General features: G+C 47.1%; 18 protein-coding genes and 1 pseudogene. 16 read left to right on the top strand and 3 right to left on the bottom strand.

The features are described 5' to 3' along the window. Positions 1-303 precede the first annotated feature (303 nt). Complete coding sequence (locus ACE99V_RS07260; protein WP_400490398.1) at positions 304-1,089, bottom strand: D-alanyl-D-alanine carboxypeptidase family protein; 786 nt, start codon at positions 1,087-1,089, stop codon at positions 304-306. A 183-nt stretch (positions 1,090-1,272) separates the two neighbouring features. Here ACE99V_RS07260 and ACE99V_RS07255 point away from each other — a divergent pair, with 183 nt between their 5' ends. The 5 genes from ACE99V_RS07255 (at position 1,273) to ACE99V_RS07235 (ending at position 5,165) form a co-directional block, all read left to right on the top strand. Then, positions 1,273-1,623, top strand: coding sequence for a hypothetical protein (locus tag ACE99V_RS07255; RefSeq protein WP_400490397.1), 351 nt, complete (start codon positions 1,273-1,275; stop codon positions 1,621-1,623). A gap of 65 nt (positions 1,624-1,688) precedes the next feature. Continuing rightward, positions 1,689-2,135 (top strand): hypothetical protein, encoded by a 447-nt coding sequence (locus ACE99V_RS07250; protein WP_400490396.1) that lies wholly within the window; start codon positions 1,689-1,691, stop codon positions 2,133-2,135. A gap of 110 nt (positions 2,136-2,245) precedes the next feature. Continuing rightward, entirely contained in the window at positions 2,246-2,980 is a 735-nt protein-coding gene (locus ACE99V_RS07245) for an ABC transporter ATP-binding protein (protein ID WP_400490395.1), read from the top strand. Then, complete coding sequence (locus tag ACE99V_RS07240; RefSeq protein WP_400490394.1) at positions 2,973-4,160, top strand: ABC transporter permease; 1,188 nt, start codon at positions 2,973-2,975, stop codon at positions 4,158-4,160. The genes ACE99V_RS07245 and ACE99V_RS07240 overlap by 8 nt, the downstream gene beginning before the upstream one ends. A gap of 99 nt (positions 4,161-4,259) precedes the next feature. Then, positions 4,260-5,165, top strand: a complete 906-nt coding sequence (locus ACE99V_RS07235) for a DMT family transporter (protein ID WP_400490393.1) — start codon at positions 4,260-4,262, stop codon at positions 5,163-5,165. A 58-nt stretch (positions 5,166-5,223) separates the two neighbouring features. On the opposite strand, the gene ACE99V_RS07230 is transcribed toward ACE99V_RS07235, so the two are convergent. After that, on the bottom strand, positions 5,224-6,198 hold the full coding sequence (locus tag ACE99V_RS07230) for an ROK family glucokinase (RefSeq protein WP_400490392.1): 975 nt from the start codon (positions 6,196-6,198) through the stop codon (positions 5,224-5,226). A 140-nt stretch (positions 6,199-6,338) separates the two neighbouring features. Here ACE99V_RS07230 and ACE99V_RS07225 point away from each other — a divergent pair, with 140 nt between their 5' ends. Both ACE99V_RS07225 and rlmD read left to right on the top strand, forming a co-directional pair. After that, positions 6,339-7,229: a diacylglycerol kinase gene (locus tag ACE99V_RS07225; RefSeq protein ID WP_400490391.1), complete on the top strand. Its 891-nt coding sequence runs from the start codon at positions 6,339-6,341 to the stop codon at positions 7,227-7,229. 24 nt (positions 7,230-7,253) lie between these two features. Next, positions 7,254-8,696: a 23S rRNA (uracil(1939)-C(5))-methyltransferase RlmD gene (gene rlmD / locus ACE99V_RS07220; protein ID WP_400490390.1), complete on the top strand. Its 1,443-nt coding sequence runs from the start codon at positions 7,254-7,256 to the stop codon at positions 8,694-8,696. On the opposite strand, the gene ACE99V_RS07215 is transcribed toward rlmD, so the two are convergent. Then, positions 8,693-10,237: a recombinase family protein gene (locus ACE99V_RS07215; protein ID WP_400490389.1), complete on the bottom strand. Its 1,545-nt coding sequence runs from the start codon at positions 10,235-10,237 to the stop codon at positions 8,693-8,695. The two genes, rlmD and ACE99V_RS07215, sit on opposite strands and share 4 nt — an antisense overlap. 1,061 nt (positions 10,238-11,298) lie before the next feature. Between ACE99V_RS07215 and ACE99V_RS07210 the strand changes: the two genes are divergently transcribed. From ACE99V_RS07210 to desA, 9 genes and pseudogenes are all read left to right on the top strand, one after another. Next, entirely contained in the window at positions 11,299-12,807 is a 1,509-nt protein-coding gene (locus ACE99V_RS07210; protein WP_400490388.1) for a hypothetical protein, read from the top strand. A 127-nt stretch (positions 12,808-12,934) separates the two neighbouring features. Continuing rightward, a complete protein-coding gene (istA, locus tag ACE99V_RS07205; RefSeq protein ID WP_400490387.1) occupies positions 12,935-14,158 on the top strand; it encodes an IS21 family transposase in 1,224 nt (407 codons plus the stop codon). Further along, positions 14,155-14,914 (top strand): annotated as a pseudogene (gene istB, locus ACE99V_RS07200) (IS21-like element helper ATPase IstB). The gene istA and the pseudogene istB overlap by 4 nt, the downstream one beginning before the upstream one ends. A 207-nt stretch (positions 14,915-15,121) precedes the next feature. Next, positions 15,122-17,554 carry an N-6 DNA methylase gene (locus ACE99V_RS07195; RefSeq protein ID WP_400490385.1) on the top strand — a complete coding sequence of 811 codons (2,433 nt, stop codon included), beginning with the start codon at positions 15,122-15,124 and terminating at the stop codon, positions 17,552-17,554. Positions 17,555-17,638: 84 nt separating this feature from the next. After that, positions 17,639-18,349 carry a glycosyltransferase family 2 protein gene (locus ACE99V_RS07190; RefSeq protein ID WP_400490401.1) on the top strand — a complete coding sequence of 237 codons (711 nt, stop codon included), beginning with the start codon at positions 17,639-17,641 and terminating at the stop codon, positions 18,347-18,349. A gap of 172 nt (positions 18,350-18,521) precedes the next feature. Then, positions 18,522-19,955: a DUF5050 domain-containing protein gene (locus ACE99V_RS07185; protein ID WP_400490384.1), complete on the top strand. Its 1,434-nt coding sequence runs from the start codon at positions 18,522-18,524 to the stop codon at positions 19,953-19,955. 212 nt (positions 19,956-20,167) lie between these two features. Further along, on the top strand, positions 20,168-20,542 hold the full coding sequence (locus ACE99V_RS07180; protein ID WP_400490383.1) for a hypothetical protein: 375 nt from the start codon (positions 20,168-20,170) through the stop codon (positions 20,540-20,542). A gap of 19 nt (positions 20,543-20,561) precedes the next feature. Beyond that, on the top strand, positions 20,562-21,101 hold the full coding sequence (locus ACE99V_RS07175; RefSeq protein ID WP_400490382.1) for a hypothetical protein: 540 nt from the start codon (positions 20,562-20,564) through the stop codon (positions 21,099-21,101). 114 nt (positions 21,102-21,215) lie between these two features. Then, positions 21,216-22,256, top strand: a complete 1,041-nt coding sequence (gene desA / locus ACE99V_RS07170; protein WP_400490381.1) for a Delta(5) desaturase DesA — start codon at positions 21,216-21,218, stop codon at positions 22,254-22,256. The last annotated feature ends 31 nt before the right edge of the window (positions 22,257-22,287 follow it).

Here is a 22,287-nt window from a genome sequence, read left to right as displayed (position 1 = left end):
TTCGGAATCTGGGCTCATAACCTCAGAAGAGCAGCCCAAATGGCCAAATAAGCAACGATTAACGGATACAGTTACACAGTAGCCCCCTGAGATTCACCACAATGAGATGCTTCTGCCAAAAAACGATTTTTTCAGGAGTAACTAGCTAACGCCGAGTGGGTCGAGGATAGCTCATGCCGGGTGGGTTTTCTTTATCGTGTAGGAAAGTTTAAGGGCTTCACCGTGTGAAAGCGTCCTGAAATAAACTTTCCGGAACGCATAAAAAGTTTCCTCTAACGAAGAACCAGCTTCTTCGAGAGGGCTTCAATCGAAGCTTTTTTTACTCGCGGCAAAGGCGTAATCCAGCAAAGCCGCTGTCTCAACCTCTCTCTGTTTTCGGGTCGGTTCTCCCATCACCACGGCAATGACTCGCTGATGTTCCCTGCATGCGGAAGCGCAGAGACAGAATCCGGCGTACTTGGTATAGCCGGTTTTTAATCCGTCAATCCCCGGATATACGCCGATCAGCTTGTTGGTATTGCGTAATCGGTAGGGCGGAGAGCCAGCCTTCCTGACGAGAGCGGAGCGAACGCCGCTGTACGTGGTAGTCCCTTGTTTTTCCAGAAGCTCCCTGGCCATCATCGCCATGTCAAAAGCGGTGGAGTAGTGATTGGGAGCGGGGCTGCCATTTGGATTGACAAAATTTGTGTTCGTTAACCCAAGAGCTCTTGCCTTTTCGTTCAGTCCTTTCACAAATCGATCAACGCTGCCCGAAATATGCTCGGCCATGGCAATCGAAGCATCGTTGGCGGATGCGATCAACATGCCTTTCAGCAAATTCTCAACGGTTACGGAATCGCCTTGCTTTAATCGCATGGTCGATCCTCTGATCGAAGCCGCGTAGGCACTGACAGATACCCGATCCTTCCAACCCAGCTTTCCGCTTTCGATCAAGTCCATCGTGATCAGGGCTGTGAGAATTTTCGTCATGCTGGCCGGAGGCAGTCTGCGATGGGGATTCTTTTCAAACAGGATCTCTCCTGTATTCGCATGAAGAAGAATGGCTGCTTTCGCATGTTCGGCCAAACGGAATGATCGCTGGTCAGGCAATCTCTTCCCTCCCTTTCGGTGGTCTTTTTTTGCGGGAAAAAGCTGTTCTTGCATACTCTATACGAAAAATGGAAAATGTGCCTGTGTGAGCGCAGAATTTCCTTATAAATTGGCAAATTGTACAAATGGGCTCGCTCCCCTATAATGGAAGGGGGAGAATCCAATGAGGGGACTGATCACAAGATGAAGGTACTTTCCGTGACAGGAGAGAGCGTACCGCCGGGCAAAGGCGGATCGCCATCCGATACATTTGAACGCTCGATTGCGACGGTTCAGCAAAACGGAGAAACGAAAACCGTCACCGTAACCTACGTGCGTTACTTTGAAAAGGTTTTGGCGGAGCAGGGCATCTACGACCAGGAGGCGCAGGGCGTTCCGGTTAACCGTCTGGCTGCCGTTCTGTTTCTGGAAAAGCACCCGGATGCCAAGGAGAGCCGCCATTACTTCAACGACTCGGCGGCATTTCTTGCCCTGTTCGAAGGCTTTTCGCTGAGCGAATTTCAGAAACGACACCCGGAACTTTCCCTTGCGTAGACGGCGCAGGGGTTTTTTGCGGAAAAACAGGGCAAACTAGAAAAAATTGCCCGGGGGGATGGGTCATGCTGTATCGTTTTCGTCTGGTGATGGTCGTGGCGATGGTTCTGGTAATCGTCGGAGGTTTTTCCACCGTTTCAAGCGCCGCAATCGAGGAGTACGACGCCGTGCTGCGCGATTGGAAAAGAGGGCAGGAGCTCGACCTGCAGCATCCCCTGTTTTCCCTGAACTACGTCAGTGCCGGTCGGGAAACGTCCGAGGCCATACTGTTCAAAGGCAGGGCGAAAGGGGAAGCGGGCAGAGTGACGCTGAAGTTTTATTCGCTGGCCGGAGACCTGCTGCACGCACCGCCGGGCAGTCTGGTTCAACCGTCCGTGAAACCGGAACGGCCCGACTTCATCGCAGGCGGCATCGTTCCACCCCAACAGCGGGGGAAAAGCGGGCTGGTTCAGGTAACGTTCCAGGGGCAGTCGGGAAAACGGGCGGCCTTTTACCTGAAAGTATACTACTAAGAGTGGGACCCCCTCCTGATTGAGCGGGGTCTTTTGTCTGAAACTTCATTCGCCGCGATTCGTACCCATAGGGTAGGGATTGGAAGAGGGAGGCAGAAAGGAGTGCCGCAATGATTGAAGTGGACAATGTCAGCAAGCGGTTCGGACAAATGACGGCAGTGGATGGATTGTCCTTTGAGATACAGGCAGGGGAAGTGCTCGGCCTCCTGGGGGAAAACGGAGCAGGAAAGACCACGACGATGCGGATGATGGCGACCATCCTCCAGCCCACGGCGGGTGACATCCGAATACAGGGCTATTCCGTTCGCCGACAGCCGCTGGAGGTCCGCAAGCGAATCGGCATCCTGTTTGGAGGCGACGTCGGTCTCTACGGCCGACTGACCGCACGGGAAAACATCGCGTACTTCGGCAGGCTGTACGGTTTGGCCGAGGAAGAGCTCGGGCTTAGGATTGAGCGGCTAAGCCGAATGCTGGAGATGGAGGAGTTTATCGACCGGCGGGTTGGCCCGTTTTCCCGGGGGATGAAGCAAAAGGTAGCGATCGCCCGCACGCTGGTGCACGATCCCCAGGTGATTCTGCTGGATGAGCCGACAACCGGGTTGGATGTCAGCGCGGCCAGCATTTTCCGGCGGCTGGTCATCCGTCTGCGGGACGAGGGGAAAACGATCTTGTTCTCCAGCCACAACATGGGGGAGATCGAGAAGCTCTGCAGCCGGGTGGTCATCATGCATAAAGGCAGAGGACGTTTTGAGGGAACCGTTGGCTCATTGAAGATTCAATACGGCACGGACGATCTGGACGACATTTTCATGCAGATCGTGGAGGGAGGCGATCCTCTTGCCTAATCACCTGGTATGGATGATCTTTCGCAAGGAACTGGTAGACCTTTTTCGCGACCGCAAGACGCTGATCGGGGCGTTTCTCATCCCCATCGTGTTGATTCCGTTTGTCTTTTTCCTGTTGGGATCCGCCTTCAACAGTGTGGAGCAGGACGCCCGCGCCTACGTACCGATCGCGGTGGAGGGCGACCCGCAATCTCCGCCGGCACAGCTGCTGGCGCAAGCGCCAGGGGTGCGCATCCTGCAGCCGGAAGACTCCCGACAGGCTCTCCTGGCTGGTGAACTGCGAGCCATTGTAAGCATTCCGCCTGACTTTGAGCAGAAAATCAAGCGGTGGCAGCCGGCCAAAGTGACCATATTTTACGATTCCACCAACCAGAAATCGGTGTATGGCCGAGGCGTGATTGAGGATGTGCTGGACACCTACGCCGCAACCGTGACAGATGCGCGCCTGAAGGGGGCAGGGCTGGATTCGCGGGCGATCAAACCGATTGAGACTTCGTTTCAAAACGTCGCGTCTGACGAGAAGCTGACAGGGGGGATGCTCGCTGGCATCATTCCGCTGATGCTCGTTCTCTCACTGGCCTCAGGGGGAATTGCCGCGGCGACCGATCTGGTGGCCGGGGAAAAGGAGCGGGGAACGCTGGAATCGCTGGTGAGCGCACCCATCCCCGCAGGTAGCATCCTGACAGCGAAATTGCTCACCGTGATGGTGATGAGCTGTATGAGTGCGGCCGCTACCTTGATCAGCCTGTCGCTGGTGTTTCGGTTTGGCCCTATGACAGGCGAGGGGGAGGCGTTTTCTCTCGGATTTCTGTCGCCTTTATCCGTCGGAGTGCTGGCGGTTACGCTGCTTTTGCTGGCGGCCATGTTTGCCGGCCTGGAGCTGACCATCAGCACGCTGGCCAAGACGTTCAAGGAAGCGCAGACCTACATGACCGGTGTCGTCTTCCTGGCGATGGTGCCTTCCTACATGATGATGCCGCTCAATCCGGTCGATATCCCCGCACTCTACTACCTGCTGCCGATCTTCAACGGTGTTGCCATGTGCAAAGAGGTGTTCTACGGCGCGGTAGACCCGATCCACGCCGCCATGGCTTTGGGTACATCCCTCCTGTACGTGGCTGCCGCTATCGGTTTTGCCGCCCGCCTGTTTCGCAAGGAGGGGGCGGTCTTAAAGGCATAACAGGCCTGCAACTAACCGTTGCAGGCCTTCTTTGTTCTTGTATAATAGGGACAATTGGCAATACTCATGCGTTTATTCGTGAAGGTGGGTGACATTGTTGTGAATCCGCTCTACATCGGCGTTCTGTATGTCTTTTTGTCGGCAGCCGGCTTCGGGGTCATGTCGATTTTGGCCCATTATGCTTACGACGACGGCGCTGCCGTGCCGACGGTCTTGTTTCTCCGCTTTCTGCTGGCATCCGGGCTGTTTTTCCTCTTGCTGCTTGTCAAACGGGAGCGGCTCTTTGTCACCAGGCGGCAAGTGGCTGCGCTGTTCTTTCTGGGAGGCGTTTTGTATACGCTGCAGTCACTCAGCTTTTTCTCGGCTGTCATGTACATCCCGCCGTCTCTGGCCGCGCTTCTTCTGTATACGTTCCCGGTTTTTGTCGCCATTTTGTCCTACTTTGTGGACAAGGAGCGGTTGTCCAAACAGACGGTGATGGCCATGCTGCTTTCGCTGGCAGGCTTGACAATGGTGCTGGGTACCTCCTTCGCCAGCATTCGCCCTCTGGGCATCCTGCTGGCCCTGTCTGCCGCCCTGTTTTACTCCGTCTATATTGTCACCGGCAACCGAGTGGTCAAAGGCCTTTCGCCGTATGTAACCAGTGCTTACATCTCGCTGTTTGCCACCGTCTCCACCTTTTTCGTCGCGCAGGGCAGCGGGGGCGTTCAGTTGGATTTCGGAGCGCAGGGGTGGCTTGCGATCGGCGGCATTGTCCTGTTCTCCACGGTGATGGCGATTGCGTTTTTCTTCCGCGGTCTGCAGCTGATCGGTTCGACCCAGGCGTCTGTCCTCAGCATGCTGGAGCCGGTGGTCACGATCGCTTTTTCCGCTGTGCTGTTCGGCGAATCGCTTACCTGGCTTCAGTTCGCAGGGGGAGCGGCCGTGCTGCTCGGCGCCGTGCTGATCGTCTCCGGCAGGGAAAAGAAAGCCGAACATCCGTCCGTTACGCAAACCACACTGTAGATGCAAAGACGCTCCTGCCGGATGTGCCTGCACCCGACAGGAGCGTCATTTTCGCCTTTTAGCATTCTTTGATTTGCGAGCGGACGAGCCATCCGGCGCCGATCACGCCTGCGTCATTGCCCAGCGTGGCCGGGACGATCTGGCAGGACTCCGCTACATACGAGAAGGTGACAAAGCGGCGAAACGATTCCCGGACACGGGAGAACAAAAACTCGCCCGCGGCAGAAACACCGCCACCGATGACGAACTTGGCCGGATCGAGGACGTTGGCCAAATGGGAGAGGGCGAGTCCGAGGTAGAACGCGGCCTGATCTACAATGGCAACGGCGGCTTGATCTCCCGCTTTGGCGGCGTCCAGCACGTCCTGCGCCTTAATGAACCCTTGCCTGGCCAGCGCTTCCGCCAGCTGCGGACTGGTGCCTTCCTTAGCGGCCCTGGTTCCTTCGCGGATGATCGCGGTGGCAGAAGCGTATGTTTCCAGGCAGCCCGTCTTGCCGCAGTTGCAGGCCGGTCCTCCTGCCGGTTCCATCGTGATGTGACCGATTTCTCCGCCGACTCCGTTCATGCCGTGGACGATTCGTCCATCCAGAATGACGCCGCCTCCCACGCCTGTTCCGAGAGTGATCGCAATCAGATTACGGGCGCCTTGCCCCGCTCCTCGCCACATCTCGCCGAGTGCCGCCGTATTGGCGTCATTGTCTACAAAAACGGGAAGGGCGGACATCTGCTCCAGCCTTTCCCTCAACGAAACGGGCTTCTTCCAGTGCAGGTTGACGGCTTCCTGTACGATCCCGTTCTGTGCGTCAACGGGTCCCGGCACACCGATTCCGATCCCGGCCACCTTGTCTTTTTCCACGCCGGCCCGCTTCAACAGATCGTCGGCCATTTGCGCGATTTTTTGGATGACGCCGTCTTCCCCCTCTGCTACGGGAGTGGGCTTCTGCTCTTTTTGCAGGATGTTTCCCTCCAGGGAGAGCAGCGCCATTTTAATGGCGGTTCCGCCTACGTCAACCCCTATGATCACGTTTTTCAAAGTGTGCACACCCCAAATTCTTCCGTTTTTTTCTATCTTATCATGGGCCGCTCAGCATAGCGATTCCCAAAATTGGCTATACAGGATATGATGAGAAGAGAGAGAAAGCATGAGCGATGCGAAGGAAGAAGGGACCAACCGTGAAAAGAGCACGATTGATCTACAATCCCAGCTCCGGGCGCGAGATTGTGCGCCGCAAGCTGCCGGACATTCTGGATTTGCTGGAATCAGCCGGATACGAGACATCCTGCTACGCGACCAGAGGGGAGAACGACGCCGCGGAGGAAGCGGAACGCGCGGTTGCCCGCGGCTTTGATGTGATCATGGCCGCTGGCGGCGACGGTACCATCTACGAGGTGGTGAACGGCATGGCCGAAAAATCGGCCCGACCCGCCCTCGGCATTATTCCCTGCGGGACGAGCAACGACTTCGCCCGGGCGTTGGGAATTCCCCGCTCGATCAACCGCTCCTGCCGAATCATCACGTCGGGGAAGACGCAGCGAATCGATCTGGGGCGCATCAACGACAGGTATTTTATCAACATCGCCGGCGGCGGTTCGCTGACCGATCTGACCTACGAGGTGCCGAGCAAGCTGAAGACCCTGATCGGACAGCTCGCGTACTATGTGAAAGGGTTGGAAAAGCTGCCTTCCCTGCACCCCATCCATGTGCGGATCGAAACGCGCAATCAGGTTGTCATCGACGAAGAAATCATGATATTTTTAATAGCCAACAGTCATTCCGTCGGAGGATTTGACCGCCTGGCGCCAAAAGCGGATCTGTCGGATGGCAAACTGGATTGCATCGTGGTGAAAAAGACGAGCCTGCCGGAGTTTATCCGGCTGGCGACGGCGGCTGTGCGGGGAGAACACCTGAAGGACCCGAACATCCTGTATTTCCAGACAGATTATCTAAAGGCAACCGCGGCGGGAGACAAAAAGGTCCAGCTGAATCTGGACGGAGAGCTGGGCGGACAGCTTCCCTGCGTGTGCCGCGCCCTGCCTGGGCACATCGAAGTGTTTGTACCGTGATTTGTGAAAAAAGGAGTTAGTTCCGTGGCCAAGACAGCAAAGAAAAAAAGTAGTCCCAAACCCCCGGTAAAACCAGTCTATGACCTTCCGGTGCAAGTCGGCCAGGTGGTGGAGCTGGAGACAACCGGGCTCAATCACGATGGAGCCGGCGTAGGCCGCTATGAAGGGTATACGCTGTTTGTACCCGGAGCGCTGGCTTCCGAGAGGGTAAGGGTGCGGATTGAACATACAAAAAAGAACTTCGGCTTTGCCAAGCTGCTGGACGTGGTGCAGGCAAGCCCTTTTCGCGTGGAGCCGGCTTGTCCCGTTTTTTCCCGCTGCGGCGGATGTTCGTTGCAGCACCTCGCCTATGAAGAGCAGCTGCGCCACAAGCAGCAGATCGTCAAGGACAACCTGCGCCGCATCGGCGGCTTCCCGGTGGAAGGAGAAGGGGCGGTAACGGTTCACCCGACGATCGGCATGACCGATCCGTGGCGGTACCGCAACAAGGCGCAGGTGCCGATCGGGGAGCAGGAGGGGGCGCTGGTCGGCGGCTTTTACGCCGAGCGTTCCCACCAGATCATTGATATCGACGCCTGCCTGATTCAACACCAAGCCAACGACGAGGTGGTCGCGGCCGTCAAGCGCATCGCTGCCCGGTTGAACATCCAGCCGTACGACGAGGTTCGCCACACCGGCCTCCTGCGCCACGTGGTCGCCAAAGTAGGGGCTCGGACCGGCGAAGTGATGGTCGTATTGATCACCACGGAGGACTTCATCCCCCAGCGTGAGCACCTGATCGAGGCCATCCGCCGGGAAGTGCCGGCAGTGACCAGCATTGTGCAAAACGTCAACCCGGAGAAGACCAACGTCATCTTTGGCGACAAGACCGTAACCCTTTGGGGAAGCGACGTCATTTACGACTACATCGGGCCGATCAAGTTCGCGATCTCCGCCCGTTCGTTTTATCAGGTCAATCCCGTGCAAACGGAGATTTTGTACAACAAGACGCTCGAATATGCCGGCGCGACCGGGACGGAGACGATTATCGACGCCTATTGCGGCATCGGGACCATCTCGCTCTTTCTGGCGCAGAAGGCAAATCACGTTTACGGCGTGGAGATCGTGCCGGAAGCGATTGCCGACGCCAACCGAAACGCCGAGCTGAACGGCATCGCAAACGTCACGTTTGCCGTAGGGGCCGCCGAAGAGGTAATCCCCGCCTGGAAAGAGCAGGGCATCCGCCCCGACGTCATCGTCGTCGACCCGCCGCGCAAAGGCTGCGACGAGGCGCTCTTGACCACCATTCTGCAGATGCAGCCTGAGCGGGTCGTGTACGTTTCCTGTAATCCATCGACGCTGGCGAGGGACCTGAAGATCCTGAGCGATCTGTACGAGCTGAAGGAAGTGCAGCCGGTGGATATGTTCCCGCATACGGGGCATGTGGAGTGTGTAATATTGATGGTAAGAAGGGGAGCCGAGAGTTAGGCTCCCTTTTGTATTGGATTTTTGAAATTGTAATGGATGGTGATTTCTCCATTCGCCGACACTTCTACACGGTCAATGAGCCTGTGCAGGACGTGCCGTAGCGTTTCTTCATTATCGAACTGAAGGTTGATAAAGCGCTGGATTTCCGCTTGGAAAGCTTGTATGTTTGCTTCTGTGTCAATCTCTTTAGCAAGCATATCCTCTAATGTGCGCTTCTGTTGCTCCAATGCAATTTGTTCATCGTTGATGATTTGATACTGTTCCTCATAATCGCGCTGAGTAATGACTTGGCGGGACAATAAGCGAAGCAGTTCCCTTTTTTCAGTTTGCAGGGAATGGATTTCTCGTTCAATCCTTTTTAATTCTTCCATCGCTCCGAGCTTCTTTGTCCCTGCCCTTTTCAAGGCGATATTCAGTAAAGCATTCATGTTTATAGAATTGGTCGCCAATTCCCGTAGGTCAGACAGCACCTTATCTTTTAGGTCATCATGTTTGATGTAGTGGGATTGGCATGCGTGTTTCCCGTTTTTCTGATAGGTGGCGCAGACATAGCCTTTTCGGTCGTTTTTGTAGTTCATCCCTGCGCCGCAGTCCGCACAAAACGCCAATCGTGCAAAAAGAGACTTTTTCCCACGGCCTCTAAAGATTTTCTCCCCCTTTTTACTGATCTTCTCCTGCACTTCTTGAAACTCTTCCTGTGAAATGATGGCGGGGTGGGAATTCGGAATGATAATCCATTCATCCTGATGGTTCAGTATCCGCTTTTTGTAGCCCTTCTTCTGCAAAAATATCTTGTCTTTCCCGTCCGTCTTGGAGCGTCCCTGTACCAGATTCCCCGTATAGTGAGGATTGGTCAGAATCAATTTCACGCTAGAGTATTGCCATTTGTCCCCAGCGTTTTTGGCTCCCGCTACTGCCCGCGGGGTAGGGATTTTCTTAGCGGTCAGGTAATTGGCTATCTTCTGCATGCCCCAGCCTTCCCGCAAATAAAGATCAAAAATATGTCTGACCGTCTGCGAGTGAATCGGATGAAGTTCCAGCTTGCCTTTCACCTTTTCATAGCCATATGGGGGGAGACTGCCGTGAAATTTGCCTTCCCGCGACTTGACGGAAATCCCAAATTTCACCCGTTTGGAAATGGTGTCGCTTTCCTGTTGGGCAAGCGCTGAATAGATGGCTAGTTTGAATTCTGCTCCATCGTCAAAGGAATCGAAATTGTCCTCAACGGACATGACCCGAATCCCAAAACTCATGAGTTGTCTGACCAAGAGAATCGAGTCCACCGTATCCCTTGCCCACCTTGAAACGGATTTGATGAGAACAATCTCAAATTTTCGTTGCTCTGCGTCTTTCATGAGTTTTTGAAGCTCTACACGTTTGACCGTACTTGTGCCGCTTTTGCCTTCATCCGCATAGGTTTTGACCAATTCCCAGCCTTTTTCCCTTATGAAGTTTTCAAAGAACGTCAGTTGATTTTCCAGACTGTCCAATTGACTTTTCATCTCCGTGCTCACACGGGCATAAACTGCACATTTCATCATTAGCCCCTCCTATGAGCCTCATACGAAACGTGCTACCAACAATCCAGTTTGATATTAAACGCTGGATTTTTTGCTTGCGACTTCGTATCAGGCTGATAGAGAGATGTTCACATTTTGAAGCTGATTCCGTTGATGAATTACCCCGCCCGATGCCTAGAAATAGCAACTTTTCGGATGGCGGGCGGGGTGGCTAAGAAATATCCCGATGAAAATTTTCCAGAAGTCGTTGCGGAGGTGGAACAGGATGACAAAAAGGTTGTTTAGCGGTGAGCAAACATTGCAGGAAATCATGGAGTTATTGATTTGTACGATTTTTGAAGTTGAGCAAAGTTCAGAAACGGAATGATTGCGAAAAATGATTTGTTCTATTGGATTATTATAGTTTTTCACGTGGTTTTTCGGTAGCACACGTTAAAGAACCGGCCCGACTCATCATCGGTGTATCGTGCGTTAGAGGCACATTGCCTATTCCCAGATACCACTCCAATGAGTGGCCCCGTCGTAGTGCCTAATTGGCAGGGAATCTTGACAGAGTGATGGAATGATGCCATCCACGCAGTAAAGCTACACCTGGGTGCGTCTGATGTCTCGTAGGCTCTGGAAACCTCATCCTCACATAGCCTAGTTCATTCCCCTTTTTTACAAGGGGGAATGCTCAGTGTTCCTATCTTCACATAGCCCCCCGCCTGCGAAGCGGGCGGGGGGAGAAGAATAACTCACTCGCTATGGACTATTAATTATTAACCAAAACTAATAAATGAAAATTTTAGTTTTATCTATTGCTAAAAATATTTGAACACAGATAGATTAGTTGCCCAATACAAAGATAAGATGTATACACACGGTCCGCCCCACTCCCCATTTTTCCAAAAAAAAATGTTGAAATTGACATATTTTCGTTCTCTCAGTAGAACCTTAATATCGTTGCATGGTGCAGATGTGACTTTTTAGACTTTGATATAGTACACCAAAACGCAATAATAAAGTAAAATGGTTCTTTAGGGATAAGTTCTTCCCTTTTATTTCGTTGTCATCCTTATATACTCATCGGGGTGGTAAATATGGAATTAAATGAAAATGATATTCAATTTATTAAATATTGGGAGAATCAGGATTTTACTAATTGGAATGAAATGGATGTTAGGGAAGACTTTATAGCCCCACTACTAAACATACTTGGATATAGTAAAAGAACTATTAATAGTGTAATACGGGAGAAAAGCATATCCCTTTCAACTCCATATCATAGGGTGGGGAGAAAAAGGGTTTCGATTGATTATTTACCAACAATTCGCTTGAAACAATTCTGGATAATTGAAGCAAAACCAGGAACACCAATGAATATGGAGTATGGTGATTTATTGCAAGCTCATTTATATGCTATTCATCCCGAAATACAAGCTAAATTCATAGTTTTAATAAATGGATGGGAAATTAGAATATATGACGCATTAACTTGCCAATCATGGGACAATACTTTACTGGTATGTAACAAACAGAATTGTAGAGAAACTTTTCCTATATTAAAGCAAATCCTAAGTGCAAAAAGTATGTTGCAATATCAGCGTTCTAGAATAATTGAAATAGCTCGTCAAACTTTTTTAGTCGAAATTGATGAGGCACAGGTTAGAGAATTTCAATCAGACATGTATAGATTAATTAATGAGATTACTCCCGTAGTTCGCAACAATGCTCGGGAAATCAAATTAAATGCCTGGAGAGAACAGGAGATTAGGGAAAATGAAGAACTAAAAAGTATGGATATCAAGTCATTATTGATTTGCATGGACATCCCTACAAATACAAGATATGTAATTGCAAGAGAATATATTAGAAGAATTGAAAATGCTGATAAAAAAGAAAAGGCTAAATTAATTGACTCTCTAGTAATGTACTATAGAGGAAGACCTCATTCTATTTTTAGAGTATTGTCGGTATACATTTTGGTGTCAATATTAAAACGAAACCTAGAAATAGAAGGTTTAAATTACACTAGAAGTGTCAAACAAGCATTTGAGGAGCTTGTAATAAATAACTTAAATTATTGGAATCATCACAATCTTAGTAATGCCTTGTGTCATTTAGAGAACACTTCCCTAAGGCTTGCAAAGAAATTGTGTCTAAAAATTGTTTTGAATGAGGTTAAAAAAATAATTGAAAATAAGAGGAAATTTATTCCTGTAGAAGATTTACTTCGAGAACAACCTTCAGAAGCAAAAACTATAATTCCTATGATTGGACTGGTTGGAGAGCAGTTGTGGAGAAATTATTCGTCTTCAAGTAAGGTAGAGGAGATTTGGAAAGGAATAAATGAATATGAACTTATAGAAAGAGAGATTGATAAGATGCCTGAGGTTAAATATTCGGATGGTGACGCAGATTTATTATTTTTTGAGAGTTATGGCAAAGGTTTTGATATGTTATTTATGGGGACATGGGAAATAATTAATGCCAATCTAAGTTTTATAAAAGAAATATGCGTACCTGAGCAGATCATTAATATTGCGTCCTTAAGCAGAGAAGAAGCCTTAGAAGCAATTCCAAGGATAGAAGATGATCGCCCACAATAATCTAATCGGTAATGATGTCACCGCCGGGATATAATTGACCCAGGTTCGCCGGAAAGAAAATGACCCACCCTTAGCGAATATATCCCCTTCGGTATTAACGGCCAAGTTAATGATCGGAGGGAGACACATGCTAAGGAGTGGGATAGTGATATCGTTACATACCATGAGGGCAGAAGGCAAGAGTATTCGTGAAATTGCCCGTCAAACGGGGCATTCCCGAAATACCGTTCGCCGATATCTCCGAGGGGAATTCATCCCCGAAAAAGGAACCCGTAAATCTCGTGGGTCCAAGCTTGATCCGTTCAAACCGTTCCTGCAGGAACGGCTCCAAGAGGGTATCTATAACTGTGAAGTTTTATTCGAGCTTCTACGAGAGAAGGGGTATACCGGGGGACGTACTATCTTGAAAGATTATGTGAAGGACTTCCGTCCTCCTAAACAAGTGCCCGCTGTTCTTCGTTACGAGACGAAACCTGGTGAATACGCACAGGTGGACTGGGGACTGTGTGATTACGTCGATCAGGACGGAAACGTCCGAAAAGTGCCGGTATTTGTCATGGTATTGGGGTACTCTCGTGCTACGTATATCGAGTTCACCAAGCGTTGTGACATCCATAGCTTTCTGCGCTGCCTGATCCACGCATTTGAATATTTTGGGGGTATCCCCAAAGTAATGCTGACCGATCAGATGAAAACAGTCGTACTGGGCATGGGAGACGATCGAAAACCCCGCTGGCATTCGCTTTTTGCCGACTTTGCTGCGGCAATTGGGCTTGTTCCAAAAGTATGTAAAGTACGACGTCCCGAAACAAAAGGAAAAGTGGAACGAGGCGTTCAATACGTAAAATACAACTTTCTTCCTGGCAAACGCTTCGTTGATTTACAGGATCTCAATCAACAAGCCCTACACTGGTGCGAACGGATTAACTGTCGTATCCATGGAACAACCGGCGAACGGCCTACTGACAGACTCCGTGAGGAGCATCTGTCACCGATCCCTTCCGCTGATCGGTGGGAAAAATACCTGCATGAACCGAGACAGGTTAGTCGAGACGGATTTGTCAGCTACGATGGGGTGCGGTATGGGGTTCCATGGAGGTACAGTGGACGTGAGGGTACCGTGCGAGAAGTGAATGGGTGGGTAGAAATCTGGGTCGACGGCACATGTATTGCCCGCCACCAAAAGGTCTATCGATCCCGTTCAACGGTTTTTTGCGAAAACCAGTATGCAGGTCTTACGACCGCTCAAGGATATGCCTATCCACGTCCGCAAGCCCGACAGATTTCATCGCAGCAAGTGGAAGTGCGTTCGCTGGATGTCTATGAGCAGCTGACAGGGGTGGGAGCATGATCGAACTGGAGCAGGCACGATTTCGACTCGAGGAACTTGGGCTTCAGCAAGCGGCTCTGCTTCTGGATGCCCACTTGGAAGCAGCAAGTCATGGACAGCCCACCTATCTATCCTTTCTGAACATGCTGCTGGATGTAGAGATCTCGGAACGTCAAAAACGGAACATGGAGGTACGTACCAAGCTCGCACACTTGCCTTATCGAAAAACACTGGAGGAGTTCGATTTTGCTTTCCAACCCAGCATTGACGAACGAATGATTCGAGAGTTGGCCACGATGACTTTCGTTACCCGACACGAGAATGTCTTATTCTTAGGGCCTCCTGGCGTAGGGAAAAGTCATCTAGCGGTGGCGTTGGGGGTAGAAGCGATCTCGCAAGGGATATCCGTTTACTTTGTCAGTCTATCGCATCTCATCGAGGATTTCCTACGTGGAAAACAGGCTGGATAAACGACTCCGAATCTATATTCGGCCAAAGCTCCTCATTATTGACGAGATTGGCTACCTTCCGTTTGACAGTTTGGCAGCCAACCTGTTTTTCCAGGTTGTCAGCGCAAGATACGAGAGAGGGAGCATTCTGTTGACCAGCAACAAGAGTTTTGGTGAATGGGGAGAACTGATGGGCGATCCGATACTTGCCACAGCTATTCTGGATCGGCTCTTACACCATTCCCATATCGTCAACATTAGGGGGAACAGTTACCGACTTCGTGAAAAGATGAGGACTGGGGCCTACGGCTCCCCCTCTACCACCTAATCCACTAAAAAATCGCCGGGTGGGTCAATTTTAAACCGGCGATGGTGGGTCAAAATAAAGTCGGCGTTGACAATTCTATGTTTGTTCATAACTAATACCGCACCGAAACACATCATTTAAATTAAATCCCCAAGAATATTTGGGAGTAAAAACGGTAATTAATGTGGTATAATATTCTGGATTATTTAAGCAAAAATGAGGTGTATCATGCCAAGAGTTAGAGTTTCAGAATATCGTTCATACGCTTGGATCAAAACCGAGTTACAAAATGCTGGATGGAACGTGAAAAATCCGAGTTTAGATACAAATGGTGAAGTTTATTATCAACAAGAATGTCTGAATCATAGTGAAATAAGAGAACAATTAGTAAATCAGAAACCTGAGTTTGTAGTAAAGCTTAATGAATTAGATTTTTGGGTTATTGAGGCTAAGGCAGATACTGCAGATTTAGAATTAGCGTTTAGAGAAGCTATTGAATACGGAAATCAAATTAATCAGTCCAGTGTTATAAAAGCGAAAATTGTTACTGGGGTAGCTGGAACTGAACCGAACGAAATGTTGGTAAAAAACGCATTTCTTGATATTGATGGAACATATAAGGTTATTACCTATAGAGGAGAAGAAATTACTAGTTTAATAACTAAAGACAGAGCGGAACAATTAATTGCTAGTGGAACGTCCGCATTACAAGACTTAATTCCTGAAGAGAAAATGCTTATTAAAACCGCTGAAGCAATTAATGAAGAGATGCATAATGGATCAATTAACAAAGATGCTCGCGCACGAGTTATCTCTGCTTTACTATTATCTTTGGTAGGTGCGGGGGGACCTGATTTTAGAGCTGATATTGAGGTTTTTATAGATAGCATTAATTCAAGAGCTAGACAAGTTCTTAGAAGACATAACAAGGAAGGTTTTTACGAAAGTATAAAGCTAACGCTACCTGAAATGGAAAATGCCAAAAGGAAATTCCACCAAGCATTAATAAAGACTTACTTTTTGTTGCAAAAAATAGATATTAAAGCAGCTATGAATTCTGGAACAGACGTACTAGGAAAATTTTATGAGGTTTTCCTTAAATACGGTAACGGAGCAAAGGATATTGGAATAGTACTTACTCCCAGACATATTACTCAGTTTGCATGTGAAGTCTTAAATATAAGGCATACAGACATTATATATGACCCTACTTGTGGTACAGGTGGTTTTCTTGTAGCAGCATTTGACTATGTTAGAAAACACTCTACGCAACAACAAGTTCAGACGTTTAAAGAACATAAAATTTTTGGGATCGAGCAGGATGCAATAGTAACCGCATTAGCAATAGTAAATATGATTTTCAGAGGTGATGGTAAAAGTAACATTAGAAATGATGATTGCTTTCCAGTCCACCTTGTTAAGAGAACAATTAATGGAATTGAAACAGCTGTTTACTCTAATACACCAGGCGAAAAACCAGTTACAAAAGTCTTAATGAACCCCCCATTTTCCAAAAAGAGTGAGACTGAAAAAGAGCATAAATTTGTACAACATGCTTTAGACCAAATGGAAGATGGTGGTACCTTATTTGCTATTGTACCTACATCGGTAATGATTAAGGGTGGAGTCTTAAAAGAGTGGAGAAAACAATTGCTGCAAAGCAATACTCTATTAGCCGTACTGACTTTCCCTGAAGATTTATTTTACCCCGTAGGAACTAGAACAGTAGGGATATTTATCAAAAAGGGAATCCCACACCCCCAAGGGTGTAATGTATTTTGGTCAAAAGTTAATTCAGATGGGTTTATTAAGAGTAAAGGGAAAAGGTTACCATCTGATAGAGTACCAAATGACTTAGAAACATTGAAAAATGATCTTAAGATGCACTTGTATGACCAATCAGCTATAAACAAGAACATACCTGAGTTTGTTAAAACATGTCCGATCGATTTTAATGATTCATTCTTAGAACTTATGCCTGAAGTATATCTTGATGAGAAAGAACCTACACTTGAAGAAATGGCTGATGGTGCAGACCAGTATTTCAGAGAGTACTTGGCTTATTTAATAAAATCAGGAGTAAGATTAACGCTAAAAGCGCCTGATCTTTCGATTTCTGACATTACACCACCACATGCATTTAAACTTTTTGACTTAACCGACTTTATTAAGGGAGACGTGACTTCTGGTGTAGTACACGCAATTTCTGATTTCTATGAAGGCGATATACCGTTAGTATCCTGCAAAACCGAGGATAACGGAATTGTGGGTTTTTACGACATACAATTAGAAGATCAGTATAATCATTGTTTTACTATTGCTGGAGACGGTTCATTTCCATTAACCACTTATTATCATTTCTTCAATATTGCTGCTTATGACAATGTTACAATAGCACCGTTAAAAGATAATTTAAGTCTATCTACTATATTTTTCCTTGCTTCAAGACTTAATAGAATGAGATGGAGATATTCATACGGAAGAAAATGTTATTCTAATAAAGTAAGAGAACTTAAGGTTTTACTACCAATTAATCAACAAGGTAATCTGGATGAAACATTTATTTCACAATTCTTTGATAGATTGTATGGATGGAGTGAAATAAGTAGTTTTATTGAAATGGAAAGATCAAAGATACAGTTTGCTCAGCAAGGTGAATAGATAAAACATGAGAAAAGCCCTGAGAGTAGGGCTTTTCACGATTGGGGCATATCGTATAGCTTGTTATCACTGGTCACTCGACACATGTGGAGTGTTGCTCACTGTTGGTCAGGAAAGACTAATAGTAGAGATGTATTGGCGGAAATAGCAAAGAGGGGCGGCGTATCCCTCAAAGTGCCTGTCACTTGTCGATACCAAGGAACGCTTGTGGCGCAAGGCGCCTTCTCGCTTTACAAAACGGAGGTTATTCGAGAAATTGGTGGGTGGCCGGATGCCATCGGAGAAGATATTGTATTGACTTGGCGTTTGCTTGGGACCAACCGTAGGGTGTATTTTGAACCGCTGGCTGTGGCATTTACCGACGTGCCAGAAGCATTCAAACACTTTTTCCGGCAGCGCAGCCGCTGGGCCAGGGGGATGATTGAGGCTTTGAAAGTGATCAAGCCCTGGGAGCACCCGATTATGTTCACCCGTTTCTTATCTGGATACAATCTGATCATGCCATACCTGGACATCGTTTACACGTTCTGCTGGATTCCTGGTCTACTTGCGGCCTGTTTCGGATACTTCTGGATAGTTGGACCGGCCACACTCTTGGTGCTCCCGTTGGCGCTATTACAAAATTACATCTTGTACCGCTATCAAAAATACGTCTTTCGCACGTTGAATCTGAAAATCAGACGGAATTGGTGGGGTTTTATCGCTTACGTCCTTTGCTATCAGATGATCATGAGCCCTGTGTCCGTATGGGGATACCTTCAAGAATGGCTAAAGCTCCGCCGCGTCTGGAAATAGGGTTATGAAGTGCCTGTCACTTGTCGACGAATAAAATATTGCAAACCTATTTTTGGATTGAAACCAAATTATGGAACCGATCAGCAAGTTCATTGTGAAGACTATCATTTTTGATGACAGAATATAGTTAATTTTGGTAAGATATTTCAGATATTATTATTTGGAGGATTATATGAAAAAACAATCTTTGAAAATCGTGCTTTGTATCTTGCTCTTATTGAATTTAATTAACACAGTTGATAATGTGTCGGCAGAAAGTATAGAGAAAGGAAATACATCTGCAAATAACAGAGATGTAGGATTTGAAATAGAAAGAAATGGTTGGATATATTTTGTTGATAATAATTCGAAATCTAATAATCGGTCAATTTATAAAATGAAGTCTGACAAAACTGGCCTAAAAAAACTAACAAACGGACGAATTGGAACAAATCTAAATCTAGTAGGGGATTGGCTTTATTATTTTTCTTTTTTTGGTGGGATCAATAGAGTTAAAATAGATGGATCAGCTTCATACTCATACAATGTTGGTGGTGAAGAATTAAATGTTATTGGGAATTGGATGTACTACATAAATCCTAATAGTGGTTCTAAAATCTACAAACATAGTGTAGATAACAAAAAGAAAATCGTATTAGAAAATCGAATATCAGATAATCTCAACGTAGTGGGTAATTGGATTTATTACAGTGTTGGCAATGCAATATATAAAATGAAATTGGATGGTTCTCAAAAAACAAAGTTACGTCAAGAAAAGTATATTGTTACGTTCATGATTGTTGACGAAAGTGGGAAAAATATTTTTTATAATTTAGCTAATGGTGGTTTGCTGAAGCTATCTACTGATGGTAAGATCCATAGACAATTAATAGAGGATTTAGTTGGTTCTTTCAATGAATTTGGGGATTGGATTTACTTTACTAGTATAGACCTTAAAGAGATACAAAATATTAATAGTCGAGGTAATAATAGTCTTTATCGAATGAAAAAAGACGGAACTAGTCGTCAATTACTATCTAAAGATGGACATCACACAGGGTTAACGATTTCAGGTGGATGGCTTTATTATAGTAAAAAACATACAGGATCAAATGATGTAATTCGTTATCGGATGAAATTAGATGGAACAAAAAATGAATTATTTCTTTATCCAGGGCAAAAAAATCCAGTAATCAGCTCAATGGGTTCTGGTAAACTTCCCCAAAACACTACATACTCTATGATTGTAGATGGGAAGATCATAGATCATAATCAAGGTGTTCCTATCTACAGATCAGGGTTACTCTATCTACCTATCGAACCAATTGTTAGGGGAATGAGCGATACCTTCAATTACATTCAAAAACCATACACTGCAACTATTACTAAGAAAGATGGAACTGAAATTGAAATTTCTGTCTCGAAATCAACAGCACTAGTAGATGGAAAGATAGTTCCTTTATCAAAATTAATGTTAGAGGGTACAGAAGTTCCGATCCAAGCAAAACCTATTGTTTTTAATAGTAAATTGTATGTTCCGAATGATTTTGTTAATGAAATTGTGAAATATCCATTGAAAATAGATAAAGGTGATAATATAACAAAAGTAATAATAGGTATCCCTTGATTGTAAATATGAAAAATGGAAAGAGATTCCCTATTATTTTTAATCAAAATGATATCTTTCATACCTTTTATCAAACGGGAAGTGGGCTCTATGTCTATTACATGGAGCTTTTTTTATTGATATTCGAATAAGAGTTATTTTACTTATCCTTTGATTCTATTGGGTTATGAAGTGCCTGTCACTTGTCGACGAGATCTCAGGGGGAGAAACAGGTGAATGTTGAATGGATTTCACTGGATTTCTATGGTGGTTATTGGGGAGGGAGTTACAAGATTAAACTATTCCCAGAAGGCAGATTCACTTTTATTGACGTAGGCATTAACAGTTGTTACGAAGGAAAAGTCTCAAAACGAGTATTTACCAATTTAGCAAAAAAATTGCTGGATAAAAATTTTCTATCTGATGAAATAACCATTCCACCAGACTTTGTAGTGTGTGATGGGTACAGCAGGACATTAACTTGGAGCATAGGTGGAGTCACACATCAATATCATGTCAAAATTGATATGGGTCCAAAGACCGTGCTGAAAATAATGGAAACTGAAGAAAAATCTGGTTTACAGCAAATATTTGGCCAAACCGGATGATGATGAAGAGGAAACGGTCATGTGGATTGCTTCATTTCGCCCCGAATATGGCGCAAGCGCCGTCGGTCAAGTATTTCTACACGGATTTTCCAAGCTTGCAAGCCGTGGCCGTATGGTCGTCATGACGCCTTTCATGGAAGCGCATCAACTGATCGAAAGCATTGGTTTCGAACCGCTGCCTTGGGCCAATACCATGACAGAAAGCGGTTTGTTGAACAAAGCATACCGGCTTGATTTGACTGATGTCGGCCCTTGCCTTACGCAGGTAAGCTCTGGCAGCGAAGAGCATCAGACAGCTGCGCCCAACAAACCGTTATCCTGGGAGGAAACCTTCGACCATGTGAAGAGCTTGCTTGTTCATTTTCATCATTTCGAGCAGCGAGCGGACATTGTCGGCCGATGTCCGTTTATGCGGACGCGCTGTCATACCCGTCAGGAGCTGATGAAAGCGGCCGATACCGTGCGCACATTCTTTCACACGACGATAAACACCTGGTCTGAGGAAGCCGCGTCATCCTGCCTGTTCGGTGAGATTCTTCGTTCCCGGTTCGATGAATAAGGGAGTGCAGCGTAATCCATTACATTTGTCATACCCTCGACTTGACGTTTATGACTACAGGGAACGGGCTGCGTTTTCTATAATGCAGATAGTCATATCGAGGAGGAACAGAACATGCACCAATCCAACATAGCCCACTTGAAACAGAGTGTCGCCCCCTATGAGAAAACCGATACGAAGACGAGTATCAGACAGCTTTTCAACACCCTGGGTCCTTTTTTTCTGCTCTGGTATGCTGCGTACCTAAGCCTTTCCGTTTCGTATTGGCTAACCCTTCCGATTGCGATCGTCGCGGCCGGATTTGTGATTCGGACCTTTATCCTTTTTCATGACTGTTGTCACCAATCGTTTTTCAAAAGTCGCCTCGCGAATGATATAGTCGGCACGATTACGGGTGTCCTTACATTTTGTCCGTATGAACAGTGGAAAAACACTCACAATATCCACCATGCATCGAGCGGTAACCTCGATAAACGGGGCATCGGAGATATCTGGATTCTTACGGTTGAGGAATATGCAGCTGCTCCCTTATGGCGTCGCGTTGCTTATCGGATTTATCGGAATCCATTCGTCATGTTCGGTCTGGGGCCAATCTTTGTATTCCTCATTCAATACCGGTTTAACCGCAAAGGTGCGAAGCGCAAGGAGCGCATTAACACATACGTGACCAATGCCTCTCTCGTTGCGCTGTATTCGCTGATGATCTGGGCAATTGGATGGCAGGCGGTCGTGATGATTCAGGGTCCGATCTTTTTCGTATCCGGCATGCTGGGCATCTGGCTGTTTTATGTACAGCATACGTTCGAGGATTCCTACTTTGAAAACGAAGAAGAGTGGAGCTATGTGAAAGCTGCGGTGGAGGGAAGCTCTTATTACAAGCTGCCGAAGCTTTTCCAATGGATAACCGGAAATATCGGGTTTCATCACGTTCATCATTTGAGTCCGAGAGTACCGAACTATCACCTGGAAAAAGCGCATAATGCGACGCCGCCCCTTCAGAAGGCAACGACCATTACCATCGCCACCAGTCTGAAGTCGCTTCGTTTCCGGCTGTGGGATGAGCGCAACAAAACGTTTGTCCGTTTTAAAGATTTCAAGAGTTTGTACCGTCAGCCCGATTCGATGGCAGACAACATGAAAATCACCCTGCCGTAAAACCTTCCTTTCAGATACACTTAGCTATAGT

It is taken from the genome of Brevibacillus soli (assembly GCF_044759095.2).
In the GTDB taxonomy this organism is placed as follows: domain Bacteria; phylum Bacillota; class Bacilli; order Brevibacillales; family Brevibacillaceae; genus JBIYSM02.
Note: the sequence above shows the minus strand (reverse complement) of the source record. Positions and strands in the feature narration are given on the sequence as shown.